Origin of the sequence: Anaerovibrio slackiae (assembly GCF_009695585.1) — a bacterium.
In the GTDB taxonomy this organism is placed as follows: domain Bacteria; phylum Bacillota; class Negativicutes; order Selenomonadales; family Selenomonadaceae; genus Anaerovibrio; species Anaerovibrio slackiae.
Genome location: NZ_VUNR01000046.1, coordinates 1 through 13,784, shown reverse-complemented (window position 1 = coordinate 13,784; position 13,784 = coordinate 1). Strand labels below are relative to the sequence as shown.

Annotated in this window: 11 protein-coding genes and 2 tRNA genes; 3 read left to right on the top strand and 10 right to left on the bottom strand. The window is 46.3% G+C overall.

Annotation, left to right across the window (positions count from 1 at the left end):
- Positions 1 to 323 precede the first annotated feature (323 nt).
- Together FYJ84_RS13870 and FYJ84_RS13865 are read left to right on the top strand one after the other, a co-directional pair.
- Positions 324 to 539, top strand: a complete 216-nt coding sequence (locus FYJ84_RS13870; protein WP_154408186.1) for a TA system antitoxin ParD family protein — start codon at positions 324 to 326, stop codon at positions 537 to 539.
- A 2-nt stretch (positions 540 to 541) separates the two neighbouring features.
- A complete protein-coding gene (locus FYJ84_RS13865; protein ID WP_154408185.1) occupies positions 542 to 817 on the top strand; it encodes a type II toxin-antitoxin system RelE/ParE family toxin in 276 nt (91 codons plus the stop codon).
- A gap of 132 nt (positions 818 to 949) precedes the next feature.
- On the opposite strand, the gene FYJ84_RS13860 is transcribed toward FYJ84_RS13865, so the two are convergent.
- The 3 genes from FYJ84_RS13860 to FYJ84_RS13850 form a co-directional block, all read right to left on the bottom strand.
- Positions 950 to 3,250, bottom strand: coding sequence for a DUF262 domain-containing protein (locus FYJ84_RS13860; protein ID WP_154408184.1), 2,301 nt, complete (start codon positions 3,248 to 3,250; stop codon positions 950 to 952).
- Between the two features lie 3 nt (positions 3,251 to 3,253).
- Positions 3,254 to 4,936, bottom strand: coding sequence for a GmrSD restriction endonuclease domain-containing protein (locus tag FYJ84_RS13855; RefSeq protein WP_205764282.1), 1,683 nt, complete (start codon positions 4,934 to 4,936; stop codon positions 3,254 to 3,256).
- A gap of 158 nt (positions 4,937 to 5,094) precedes the next feature.
- Positions 5,095 to 5,958 carry a hypothetical protein gene (locus FYJ84_RS13850; protein ID WP_154408182.1) on the bottom strand — a complete coding sequence of 288 codons (864 nt, stop codon included), beginning with the start codon at positions 5,956 to 5,958 and terminating at the stop codon, positions 5,095 to 5,097.
- 261 nt (positions 5,959 to 6,219) lie between these two features.
- Here FYJ84_RS13850 and FYJ84_RS13845 point away from each other — a divergent pair, with 261 nt between their 5' ends.
- A complete protein-coding gene (locus FYJ84_RS13845; protein ID WP_154408181.1) occupies positions 6,220 to 8,172 on the top strand; it encodes a flagellin in 1,953 nt (650 codons plus the stop codon).
- A gap of 73 nt (positions 8,173 to 8,245) precedes the next feature.
- On the opposite strand, the gene FYJ84_RS13840 is transcribed toward FYJ84_RS13845, so the two are convergent.
- The 7 genes from FYJ84_RS13840 to FYJ84_RS13810 form a co-directional block, all read right to left on the bottom strand.
- Positions 8,246 to 9,175 carry a ketopantoate reductase family protein gene (locus FYJ84_RS13840; protein ID WP_154408180.1) on the bottom strand — a complete coding sequence of 310 codons (930 nt, stop codon included), beginning with the start codon at positions 9,173 to 9,175 and terminating at the stop codon, positions 8,246 to 8,248.
- 163 nt (positions 9,176 to 9,338) lie between these two features.
- Positions 9,339 to 9,427 (bottom strand) — tRNA-Ser (locus FYJ84_RS13835).
- 6 nt (positions 9,428 to 9,433) lie between these two features.
- Positions 9,434 to 9,522, bottom strand: a tRNA-Ser gene (locus FYJ84_RS13830).
- 79 nt (positions 9,523 to 9,601) lie between these two features.
- Positions 9,602 to 10,591, bottom strand: a complete 990-nt coding sequence (galE, locus tag FYJ84_RS13825; RefSeq protein ID WP_154408179.1) for a UDP-glucose 4-epimerase GalE — start codon at positions 10,589 to 10,591, stop codon at positions 9,602 to 9,604.
- 39 nt (positions 10,592 to 10,630) lie between these two features.
- Positions 10,631 to 12,124: a UDP-glucose--hexose-1-phosphate uridylyltransferase gene (gene galT / locus FYJ84_RS13820; protein ID WP_154408178.1), complete on the bottom strand. Its 1,494-nt coding sequence runs from the start codon at positions 12,122 to 12,124 to the stop codon at positions 10,631 to 10,633.
- 10 nt (positions 12,125 to 12,134) lie between these two features.
- Positions 12,135 to 13,412: a galactokinase gene (locus tag FYJ84_RS13815; RefSeq protein WP_154408177.1), complete on the bottom strand. Its 1,278-nt coding sequence runs from the start codon at positions 13,410 to 13,412 to the stop codon at positions 12,135 to 12,137.
- 120 nt (positions 13,413 to 13,532) lie between these two features.
- Positions 13,533 to 13,784: beta-galactosidase small subunit-related protein (locus FYJ84_RS13810; protein ID WP_154408176.1), on the bottom strand; the 252-nt coding region annotated here is incomplete at its 5' end.

Below are 13,784 nucleotides of genomic sequence, written 5' to 3'. Positions count from 1 at the left end.
TGAGACGCGCCTCGGTGCTTAGCGAGTCGCAAGCCGTAGGCGCAGCGAGAGCTTAGCATCCGCTAGGCGTGGATAGTAGCGCGAGCGTGCCTGCATTGGCATTGCCTCTCCGACCATTGGAGTATTTACTGATGTTTTTCTGACAGCTCCCCTGCACTAATCAATAAAACTCACATATATCGCCGAAGTAACGATCAAGCACTACGACAAACTGGAGTTTATTCCTAATGCGTTCACCATACTCTAATCCGTTACAGTACAACATATTTTGTAGCAATCTGCCACAAAATATGCTATACTGTAACCAGCATGGAGGTGATATTATGTCAACAGTAAGTGTACGAGTAGATGCAGGACTGTTTTCCGAAGCAGCCAGCATTGGCAAGGCTGAGTACCGCAGTGCCGCCCAGCAAATCAATTACTGGGCAATGCTTGGCAAGAATGCCCTGGCTAACCCTGACCTTCCCATAGAATTTATACGCGAAATACTGATAGCCAAAGAATTGCCTCAGGAACCATTTGAATTCAGGGAGGAATAACTTTGCAAATTACGCAATCCCCTTTATTTAAGCGCACATATAAGAAACTGAAAGGACAAGAGCTAACTGCCACTAACTCAGCCATCAAAGCTATAGCGGAAAATCCCTTGCTGGGTACAGAAAAAAAGCAGGACTTAGCAGGTATCCGTGTTTATAAGTACAAAGTATCCTCAAAGCAATTTCTTTTGGCATATAGCTTTGACCCGATAACCCTAAAGCTGATCATGCTTGGCGTACACGAAAATTTCTATCGTGACCTAAAAACTTATATAAATTGAATATTACAAAATGCAACAGGCAGGAGCGAGGCAACATACGCTATCCCATCCTGCCTGTTTTATTTGCATCACTTTATATGATTTTCTTTGCCCTACTGGCTATTTGTAATAGTCCAGTTTCTTACCACAAAATCAATTCTCTTTTAGCAACTTTGTCAGCCATGAAACCAGCTTTTCCACCCTATTTTCCCTATCGATGCCATTCTGCCTAGTTATGCTGAACAGCTTGGTCTGCCATTCCCCTGCCGGATTCTTGAACGTAAACTGATATGAAGCACCGCCATCCCAGGAAATTTGCATATTCCCCATTTCCAGCCGTGCTTTCAAATCCAGTGGTAGTTCTGTATAAGAACAAGTCACATCTACGCCATCGGCACTTAAAATATTTTTTGCCGCTGCAAAATAAGGAATATATGTATTAATCGAAATATACCGCTGAGTAGTTAATATATACGTACTATAAGAACAATCATCCGCTACCTCTCTGCCTATCTTGCCAAAGGAACCAGGCCTAAATTCCCTGTACTTGATGTAATAGTAACGCCACGGATAAAAATGTTCTGCCTCACATTTTTCCACAAACTCATCAGCCACAGACCGCAAAGCCTCCGTCCCATAACATTCCAGTTTGGATAAGAGCGCAAGCAAAACCGCTTTCGTCCTGCCAAAGCCGCCATTTCTGCTTTTGTGAAACAAGTTCTCCCACGCCTTCTGATGAGCGGCAGAGGCCGAGCCATACTGATAACGCCAGCTATTTTCGTTCTGCCCATAATCGCCTATTGCCATCAGGGCACAATCAATGGCATCAAAATTGCAAGCAGGCTTATCAGCTTCATACACAAATAATTGGGCAAATTTATCCCCATAAATGAAATCATTATCCCATACTATTCCCATCTGTCCCCTAAGCAGCGGATGATCCTCCAGCGCAAATACCTTTTCCGTATCCTCAGGATGTTTCTGCAGATACTCTATTTTATTTTTCTCCTCCAAAAGCTGATGCTCGTTAAAATTATCCTTGTTATCCACCTTGATTACGCCGGTAAGCATAATCTCCCGAACTGCTCTAAGAATAGCAGGCATACGATTGCCGCTGGTCCTGTCACTAATCTGAAATTCAGAATTTTGAATAAGATTATTAATCATCCTCAACCGTCTGGCAAAATCCGCCTCAGACACCTCTGGTACATCAGCCATCTCCGGCAACTTATCCCGTATGCCGCTCTGGCACAAAAAGATATTGACTGCATACAGAAGCACAAATCTTCCCAATGGAAAAATTCGATTATTATTGCCTGTCCTTTCGCCATAACATCGCAAACAGTCCCCGAATATATCCAAATCATATCGCTTTTCCACCAAAATCTTGCCAAATTCATGTTTATTGCTCATATATGCTGTCAAAAAATCCTTTGGATTTTTATAACCCGCAATTTTGCACCAGCAATCAAAATAACATTCCAGCAGCTTAATATTGGCAGTCACCCTTTCTAGTTTGTGGGAAAAATATCTCTGTATCAGTTCAAATTCATCATCCTCCCTGCCAGCCAAAGACTCTCCCTGTTCATAGCAAATCACATCACAGATAAAACGAAAATACCGCAAAAACTCGTCATCAATCACGCTATCTTCCGGCAGTCCGTTGCCACTATCCCGATATTGCCACAGCAAATCTGTCCATTCCCTGTCAATTTTGCTGATTATTCGCTTGGCAGTAGCCACATCTGTCAGGCGCAGTTCCCGTTCCAACTCTGCCTTGAAATGTTCAAATAAAGTCAGCGGCTTGCCACGAGAATTCATCTTAATATAGATTTCATCCGTAAGCCCCATATCATTAATCGGTAAAAAATAAAACTTTATGGCACCCTCGCGCAATTTTTGCCATAAATCATCTACAGAAGCAAATTTCTCCTGAATAGCATCCAGCACAACCAGCATAGAACTTATGGTAGCATCTTTTTTCCATGAAAGCGGAAACCATTCCTGATTGCTTATATCAACCGATATTGCATCTGTGAACTCCGGGGTAAATTTCACCAGCTCCCAGCAAAAATCTCTGGCACTATAACGTGTTTCATAGCTAAATCCCTTTAAAAAAACATACTCATCCTCAGGAATCCCTGCTTTTTTAGCAGCGTACCAATGGAGCAAAAACAAAGTGGTCAACCTCTGCTGTCCATCCAGAGGTATCAAAGTACCATCTTCATCAAGGCTGCCATAAACAAAATCCAGCACGATAGGCTTAACTGTAACCGCGCCATGCAGAGCATCCAGAAAACGGCTGCGTATTTTATCTATCTCCGCCACTTTCCTGCCCTGAGCATAATCTCGCTGGATAATAGGAATAACTATTCTTTTTAGCTTAAAACCACATTCTCCTTCAGGTTCAGCAGAATGAAAAATATCATAAAATGACAATAATTTGGCATTCATTTCCTATACTCCCTCCTGTTCACATTTAATCGGCTCAGGCAGGTAATCCTTCAATTTTTCATTGATAGCAGTTATATACGCTTTTCGGTCTGCCATGCCCCAAAAATACAGCTGACATTCTTCCGACGGTGTATAATATTTCAGGAAGACATTTCGTGTGCAAAAAGGAATATACTCGCCATGCTTGTCCATTTCCAGCAAATGATTTCTTTTGACCGCGAAAGCAGAATTGCTCAATGCTGCATTAAGGCTGCTATCTAAAAGAGCCAGATTGGCAATACTATGCAAATCTTCCTTGTAGCCCGCCGGGGAAAGCACGCCTGCAATCTCCTGCTGCAAGCTCACAAAATCATTACGCCCCAGCTTTCCATCAGCTACTGCTACCTGTATTCTATCCAACAGGTCAGCATATTTTTTATTATCACCAAGTGCCTCGATGGCATTACCATGCTGTTCGAGCCATTCCTTCCAGGCAAACTGTGTATTTAATCCCTCTGCATGCTGCGCATGAATATGTTCCAAGCTCCATGCTGCCTGATTGGCCAGACCGTACTTAAACTTGTCAAAGGGAAACCATTGGGTTCTTTTACCAATCTGCCTTACTGATTCCACATTGAACAGCAGCAGCAGACGGCTGATTTTGGGGTAGTCATCGCGATTGGTATATTCCAAATCACCATAGTTACGCTCACCAATAAGCAGGCTTGCTCTTATACTGTCATCCAGTATTTGCGCAATTTCATTTTTTTTCTTGTGGGAAACTAAGGCAAAAATTTCATTAATTGAAGCATATCCGGAAGCAATCAAATAACCTATTTTGTGATATAAATCATGGTCCTCAAACCAATCCTGCAATAGGAAAAATGTCTTTCTCAGCTTATTCCATATATCATTCAGTGACATATAGCGGCTCATCCTGTCAATAGCAAAAAATGCGGCGTACCTATCCCTGATGTCTGCCTGATGCCCATAGACAAGCAGTTCCAAAAGCAAATCCATGCGTGTTTGATAGTTATGCTGCTTCTTGTTGGTCAAAAATCCCCAAAAGGCATCCCGATGCAGTTCATTTTCCATGCTGTCCCATTGCAGGGAAATTTCTTCCTGCTTTTCACGCTTTATTTCCGGCTGCCCTTGCCAACCATCCCTGTTCAAGAACATAGCTTTGACCAGCTCGGCACTGGTAAGGGGGATTTTGCCTATATTCAGACGAGCAAATAGGGAAATGGCCTCATCATCATCAATCCCATGCACCTCATACCAAATCACGCTGACATTGTCCTCAAGATATGAAGCAAATTCAAATGCACGCTTTTTCGGCTTTTCAGCACAGCTGAACCATTCTTTAATAGTCTTGTACGTATTACCCATAAACCAGAAATCTATATTTTCCTCACACCTGCTCAAATCTATATCATTGAGAAATGTTTCGGACTTGTCCCTAGTGGCATATTCCAATGAAAACGCTGGTGCATCAAACACACCGCCCAGTTCTTTGTACATATATTGATAGATCAGAAACAGGGTTGTCAACCTTTGCTGCCCATCTACCAGTTCATACTGGCCTGCATTATGACGAACTACTATCGGCTGCAGGCAATACTTGGCATTGCCATTCCTGAATATATCCTCCAGCAACCTGACTACCTCATTACTGCTCCATCTATATCCTCGTTGATACGACGGCACAAAAAACCTCCCTGATATGCTTCCCACGGGTTTTGTAGTCAAATTAATCTCATTTTCCATCACCATTCACCTCTCCCGCAAAACTGAAAATACTTAATTTTTGCACATACTGTCTTCTGTTATCATTGTAACAAGCAAGCAATACAGTAACAAGCCTTTTATATCGCACAAAAATAGATATCCCACATGTATGTGACATCTATCCATGCATTGCAATATTTGTCATGCCATCCTATAGCACGACTGCTTTTTTGCCAATAGCCGCAACCTGCTCGACTGTCATTTGTGCAACCTTGGCGACAGTGTTGATATTGACATTTTCCTTTAACATCCCAATAATCATATTTTGCCCCTTTCCGGCAGCCACCCTGGCTGATTCCCTGACTGATACCATCCACCAAAGCTGCCGCCCTAATATTATCTCTTTCAATATTCCAAATCTTTTCCTGGTCAAATAAAGTAAGCATGATATCCTCAACCTCCTTCTCTCTTTCACTCAAGTATTCTGTCAGCAGATTTCTATTGCGGCAAATCCTGATAATTTCTTTTGCCGCTGTCAAGGTCCTGCCATACAGGGCAACCTGTTCATTGAATACCCTGCAAAAGCCGATGTATTGATTTATAATATCATTGCTGTCGCTGAGATAGATAATCTTCACCTTGGCATCTATGCAGCAATCCGTATCAGGAAAAAATTCATCCTTAAGCGACAATATATCAGGATGATTTTCTTTTTCACCAGTGTAGATAACATACAGCTCAGGCTTTGGCATATCAGCTTTCTTGCTGCCATACAGCTGAATTTTGTTGTTCGTAAAGTAATCCTGATAGGTACTCATCAGATATATCAAGGAACGGACAACGATGTTTGCTGACCAGGTGGATTGTGCTTCTACCAATATCATCAGATGGTTGCCTCTGACCATGAATCCCAAGTCATTATATATGCCGTTCATCAGGATGGACTGCAAGGTAACAATGTCCAAATCATCTTTAGTTATAGTCTTATCATCTGGATGCAATGCCTGATACAGCTGTATAAGATTTTTTTGTCAGAAAACATATCTCGAAAGACTGTATCTTTGCCGCTATATTTGGGTTGCCTGTCATTCTTCACTGCTATCTGCCCTCTTTCAGCCATATATGCTACAATGTTGCAATATACATTATTATACCATAAGTTTGGTAATTTGAATACACAAAATCTTTATTGTTTTGAGAAAGAAATTATGCTACCATGTAGATAACACATAGTTTTGTAAGCTTTCAGAGGAGTTAATGCAATGGCTAGTATGATAAAAAATACCATGCCCTCTTTACGGACCTTAAATCAGCTCAATAAAAATACCAATCTTTTGACAAAATCCCTGCAAAAAGTTTCTTCCGGCATGAAAATAAATAGTGCCGCAGATAGTGCTTCTGCTTATAGTATTTCAGAAAAAATGCGTGTTCAACTCAGGGCACTTGACCAATGCAATGCCAATACAAAAACTGGTGCCAATATGCTTTCTGTGGCAGAAGGGGCCATTGATAACCAGATTGACCTCATCAAGCGCATGAAAGAAATCGCCCTTGATGCGGCAAACGATACCAATACCGATGCAGATCGTGCTATCATGCAAAAAGAAGTCAATGCCAGGCTGATGGATCTGAACAACATATCTTACTCCACTGAATATAACGGCAGACAGCTTCTGAACGGCGTTATGCCGGGTGAACCAACAACCTTTTTTAATACTGATGCCCCGCCAAGTCAGAATACTACACCTGTTATACCAGAAACTCCCAATACGAATGCTATTTTTAAGAATTTACCAGTATATGCGCCCAATACTAATTTTCTACGAAATCCTCCTAATACTGTTTATGATCCAAATCAAATTACCTGGTCTCCAGATCCGTCTGGCACTACTTACACTATTGGACAAACAGTTTATGATAGTTCCCATCAGCCGCATAATGTAGTTCGTAACCCTAATACAAACAACATGTCTGTTTATATTGGCGGTGCTTATCAAGATATTGGTGCTCCCTCAGGCTTTACCGCATATAACGGTACAATGGCATCAGTTCTTCTCAGCAATGCAACCATAGGTAATTCTTATTCCACCACACCTAAAATGCCAGGCGATAATTACACCGCAGGAACATTGCCCGATGGAACGCCAGCTCTAACTACTACTAATAGAAACGGCAACACATCTGGTTTCTACGATTTAAACTTGCCTAGCACGAATCTGCCTGCTTCTCTAGACCAACAAGGTTTTTCCGTGTTATGCGATAAGTGTGAGCAATTCGTTTGTGTTAAATTTGATGCCACACTGCCAGCAAATACAGGTCAGCATCATATAGATAATACTGTCAGACCACCATCAGAATGTTATGTTATCGGCATTGCCGGTCTCAGCACTATCAATGATATTTATAATGCAATGGAACAAGGTATTTCCCAAATTACTGGCACATCGCCTACTGGTTCCAGTGTGCAACAGTTAACAAGCCCTTGGAATCACAATGTATGTTTACATTTTTATGATGATGCCAGTGGTAATAAGCACTGCTATATTACCAAAGACCACGACTATGATCTCGCTCTGTATAATGGCGTTGCAGGCCAGGTAGAAACTGTCGGCGGCAAGCTGCCATGGCAAAATTTAGTTATTCAAGGTGATACCGTCAGCAGCCAGTTCACTAGGCTACAGCTACCCAACACTACGCTGGATGCGCTGTTCCCAGCCCAAAATTCAAACTGGGACATCGAACCAAAAGAAAGCGATTATCCAAATCCGTGGCCGAAGGGTTATGAAGAAGATAGAACCTGGCCGCCGGAGTGGGGTGAGGACTACATTGAAAATACTCCTTTAGAAGAGAAAAGACGACGCCTCTGGCGGGAAGAAACCTGGCCATATCCTGCAAAGGGAGCAATTTCTACTGCCTCCTGCGTCAGCACCAGGGAAAAGGCCCTTAAATTTGTCCAATCATTGGATCAGGCTTTAAAGTACCTTACCAATGCAGCCACCACCCTAGGCGTTCAGGAAGTGCGCTTAAACTACATGAATGATAATATTGTAACCTCACATGAAAACACCACCGCGGCAGAAAGCGTAATCCGCGATGCGGATATGGCCAAGGAAATGACAAATTACTCCAAGTATAATGTCCTCGCCCAATCAGCTCAGTCCATGCTGGCTCAGGCCAACCAAAACCTTGGCAGCTCTTTGGATTTACTACAATAACATAACGGTAGATACTACAACAGGCAGGAACGGGTTAGCGTATACTATCCCTTCCTGCCTGCTTTATTTTACATTACTTTATATGATTTTCCTTGCCCCACTGGCTGATTTTTGCATAGTACGGTGTCGGTACATTCAGCTTTTTGCCCAGCTCCACGATGCTGTCCACCAGCCCGGCAAATTCCGACTGGCGTCCTGCGGCAACATCCCGCTGCATGGAGGTCATGCCTCCCGGCTTAAAGGCATCAATCAGCTTCAGCCCCGATTTTACCAGGTCACTCTTGAAGGTCAGCCCCATAGCATCACCGATAGCCTGCACCTCCCTAATAAGCCCCACGAAGGTATCACGCACCTGCCCTTCCTGCTGGAAGTCCTCGCTCTTGGCATTAAAATATAACCCTGCCGCCCCCATAGGGGAAACAAAGCTGAATTTCTGCAGGTGGTCAGCGGCAATGTTATCCGTAAAATGCCCCTCTATGCCCGCTGCCTTGAATACCTGCTCCAAATCCCTTGCCTTGGCTTCCAGACGCCTGTCCTGCCCCTGACGGAAGCCATAGAACACACGCAAAATGGACTGAGGCTGACTGATAACTCCCGGCTCCTTAATCATGCCGAAAACATACATACAGCCATCCAGCACTGTCAGCTTATCCGGCAGGGCAGCCTGCATGACGCCACCTGTGCCATAGATATTCAGGATAGGCAGGATAATTGTATCCTCCCCGGCAGTACGCCTTGCCAGCTCTATGGCAGCCTCAATGTCATAATATTTGACACACACCAGCAGCACATCAGGCCTATCAGCATACTCATCCATCGTACATGCCTTTGCAGGATAAACCGTAAAGTTGCCGTTATGCTGACTTTCCAGAGTCAGTCCCTTCTCACGGATTGCCTCTAAATGCTTTCCTCTGGCCAGAAATGTCACATCATTGCCAGCCTTGGCAAGATACGCTCCCAGCACACCGCCTGTGCCACCGGAGCCTGCGATTGCAAATTTCATAATATATCGCCTCCCAATATATCCGCTTGCATGGCTAATCTGCTACCGGCCCCAACCTCTTGTGCCCGGCGCAGCCACACCCAGATAAAGCTGACTCTATTATAGCGCAAATTTTTTACACAAAAAAGCCCCTCGGAAAAATCCGAAGGGCTAATTCACAAAATGGCGGAGCAGAGAGGATTCGAACCTCCGCAGCCTTGCGACCCTAACGATTTAGCAAACCGTCCTCTTCAGCCTCTTGAGTACTGCTCCTGAATATGGCGGAGAGGGTGGGATTCGAACCCACGGTGCCTTGCGACATCACCGGTTTTCAAGACCGGCTCCTTAAACCACTCGGACACCTCTCCATAGCCATATCATTATAGCAAAAATAATGGAACTATGTCAAATGTTTTTGTGAAATGAGGGGTGTAATACACAATCCCATTATTTGCTATATCCCTCAGGATGCTGCTGATGCCATTTCCAGGCTGTGCCAATCACCGCCCTGACATCAGTAAACCTAGGCTTCCAGCCAAGCACGCTGCGTGCCTTTTCACTAGAAGCAATCAGCTGGGCAGGATCCCCTGCACGACGCTGGCCGATTTCCACCTTGATGTCGTGCCCGGTTGCCTCCTCGGCAGCCTCAATCATTTCCTTGACGGAAAAGCCCTGACCATTGCCGAGATTAAAAATATTGCTCTCGCCGCCCTTGCGGAGATAGTCAACGGCCAGCACATGGGCATCTGCCAAATCCAGCACATGGATATAATCCCGGAGGCAGGTGCCATCAGGAGTCGGATAATCATCGCCAAAGATTGTAATATGCTCCCGCTTGCCCAGCGGTACCTGCAAAATCAGCGGAATAAGGTGGGTTTCCGGATTGTGATCCTCACCAATGGAGCCATCCTCAATGGCACCTGCAGCATTGAAATAACGCAGGGAAACATATCTGATGCCATTAGCCAGGCTCACCCACTTCATCATCTTCTCCATGATCAGCTTGGACTGACCATAAGGATTGGTAGGCTCTGTACGATCATCCTCCATAATAGGAATCCTCTCCGGCTCGCCATAGGTAGCTGCCGTAGAAGAAAAAACAATCTTGTCAACGCCGTGGCGCACCATGGCCTCCAGCAAAACCTGCATACCATAGACATTGTTGTTAAAATACTTCAGCGGATTGGTCATGGACTCCCCCACCAGGGAATTAGCCGCAAAATGCACCACCGCATCTATCTTATTTTCTGTAAAAATCTTATCCAGGACGGCAGCCTCACGAATATCTCCCTCATAAAACTTCGCCTTGGGATTGACTGCATCCAGATGGCCTGTCTGCAAATTATCCACAATAACTACACTCTCGCCCTTTTCCACCAGCTGATAAACTGTATGAGAACCTATATACCCGGCTCCGCCGCATACCAATATAGCCATAATCTTATTTCACTCCTTGTTAGCCACATAGCTTACACATTATTTGCAAGCTGTCACAAATCTGTCAAAGGCAGCCAGCCCTGCCTCGTCACGCTTGAATACGCCTGCATCCGTAAGCACCTGCATAAATACCCTGCCAATTTCATCCCTGATAATCTGTGCCGCATTATCCTCATTAATTTCAGGATGGGCCGCCCTGATTTCCTTGTACCAGTCAGCGTGTACAGCCAAGGCTTCATCATCAGCAATGCTTTCCCGGCCAGCCAGCAGAGCCTCCCGGATTTTTTCCATGTTGCCCTTCAGTCTCGGCGGCAGTACCGCCAGCCCCATTACCTCAATCAGGCCGATATTTTCCTTCTTGATATGATGGACATTGGCATGAGGATGGAAAATCCCCAGAGGATTTTCTGCATCGGTGCGGTTGTTTCTGAGCACCAGATCCAGCTGATAAGCCCTGCCCTGGCGCCGGCAAATCGGGGTAATGGTATTGTGAGGCTCCTGCCCGGAAAAGGCCAGAACCCCTGCCCCATCATCGCTGTAGCCACGCCATACCAAAAGAATATGCTCTGCCAGCTCAATCAGCTGCTGACGATTTTCAGAGGTCAGCCGGAGAGCGCTCATCGGCCAGCGTACCCTGCCTGCCTCCACCTCAGGATAAGCCTCAAATACATAGCTCTTTTCCACCGGTGCCTTGGCCATGGCAAAGGTATAGCGCCCCCCCTGATAATGGTCATGGGACAGAATAGAACCGCCTACAATTGGCAGGTCGGCATTAGAGCCGGCAAAATAATGGGGAAACAGAGTAACAAATTCCGTCAGGTTTTCAAAGGTACGGCGGGAAATCTTCATGGGCACATGCTCGCCGTTCAGAATAATGCAATGCTCATTATAATAGGTATAAGGGGAATACTGCAAAAACCACTCCCTGCCGCCAAAATCCAAGGGTATCAGGCGATGCGTCTGGCGGGCAGGGTGACTGGCATGACCGGCAAAGCCCTCATTCTCCCTGCACAACAGGCACTTAGGATAGCTGGAGGACTTCACCAGCTTTGCCTTGGCAATATCACGGGGATCCTTTTCCGGCTTGGAAAGATTAATCGTAATATCCAAATCGCCATACTCGGTAGCCGTCTGCCAGATAACATTTTTGTCAATACGCGCCTTCCGGATATAGTTAGAAGCAATACTCAGCTTATAATAGTTATCCGTAGCCAGCTCAGGAGACCGGTCATAATCTGCCCTGAAAGCCCTGATTACCTCCGAAGGCCGTGGCATCACGCAGTTCATCAGCAGCGTATCAAACAAATCACGCTGGTTGGCAGTATCCTCAATGATTCCCTGCTCCGCAGCATAATCCAGCATCCTGCTCAGGATTTCATCCGGCACCTCCAGCCTCTCATCTATCTCCTCCGGACTAAACTCCTCCAGCTGCAGGGCAGCCAGCAAAAGGTTTGCCCCATAAACCCTATCAGCCTGGTCAAGCAGCCCCTGCTGCAGGGCAAAATTCAATAATCTGTTAATCTCGTGATTCATAGCCTGCACCTCACATCACCCTTACGCCGCCCACAGGACGGATTTTCAAGCGGTAGCAGCAGCCCTCTCCAAACAAGGACTCCATAGCCGCCGCATATTCTGCCACCAGCTCATCCGGCACAAAGGCCTGAATCGTACCGGCAAAGCCGCCGCCATGCACGCGATATGCACCGCGTCCCGCCAGCACCTTCTCACTGACCATCAGGCCGAGGCTTACCCCCTGCTCCTCCGGCTTCTTGATGGAGTACACATTCTGCAGCCATCTGGCAGAGGAATTGCCTGATTCCTTCACCAGGTCAAAGAACCGCTGGAAATCAGCGGCATCCAGTGCCTCTACCTCCTTTGCCACCCGGGCATCATCACCATAAAAATGTGCGGCACGCAGAATAGCCCTGTCACTGACCTTGCCTCTCAGGCTGCCGATAGCCGCGAAAAATTCCTGCTCAGGCACCTCCCGCAGAACCTCCTTGCCAAAGCAGGCAGCCACTGCCTTCATCTCGCTTGGCACTGCCACATAATCCGGGGTAAGGTCAGCATGGCTCCCCTTGGTATCAGTAATACACAGGCTGATACCGGCAGCAGCAAAATCACATGTATGCTTTTCAATAACAGGCTTACGGGTATCTGCAAAGTCAATAAATACGAAGCCGCCCACAGAGGAAACCATCTGATCCATCAGGCCGCACTTCTTGCCAAAGTAATGATTCTCAGCCAGCTGCCCCATCTTGGCAATTTCCACAGCACCTGCCCTGCCATCATTATAATACTCATCCAGAATAGTCCCCACCAGCACCTCAAAGGCCGCTGAGGAGGACAGGCCGCTGCCCCCCAGCACATCAGAGGTCACATAGGCATTAAAACCGCCGATGTTGCAGCCCAGCTCTGCAAACTGAGCAGCCATGCCGCGAATCAGGGCCGCTGTCGTACCATGCTCCGCCTCATTTGCCTGCAAAGCCTTCAGGTCAATCAGCTCTGCCTGGTACCCCTCGGACTGCAGGCGGATAACCCCCTCCTCATGAAAGCCGACTACGGCAACAGCATCCAAATTGATAGCCGCAGCCAGCACGCGTCCCCGCTGATGGTCAGTGTGGTTGCCGCATACCTCGGTGCGCCCTGGTGCGGAGAAAATCCGCACCTCCTCACTGCCCGGATACAGCTCCTCAAAACGCTCCAGTGCCCTGCTGTAACGCTCCCTCTGAGCAGTCAGAGCCTCCCTGCCGTACATATTTGCCAACGCCTCGTCAAAGCTGCCCTCTGCAATTTTCCCGATTAAATCCTTGCTGTTCATCTCTAACCTCTCCTCATCTATCATGTACCGCACTATGCTGCCAACACAATGAATCTACAAAATTATCTACTGCTGAACTCTCATGTATCGCACTATGCCGCTAACGCCAGGGACAAGGCATCAGATGCCCCGGAAGCAGAACACAAACCGCCTGCTTTCATTTTTGACAGTATACTCATCCAGCACAGGAGCACCCCAGGTATCATCGCCCCCCACGCCGGACTGACCGGCTGAAGCACGCAGGTAGGTGTGATGTGCCTGCGGCAAATCGTATGGATGGCGGGCATTTTCCAGCTCATGGGCATTATACGGCAGGGCAGATGCCTCAAAAGGCACATCGCCAAAAAGCTCCAGCCCCCTGCCGCGCCTGTC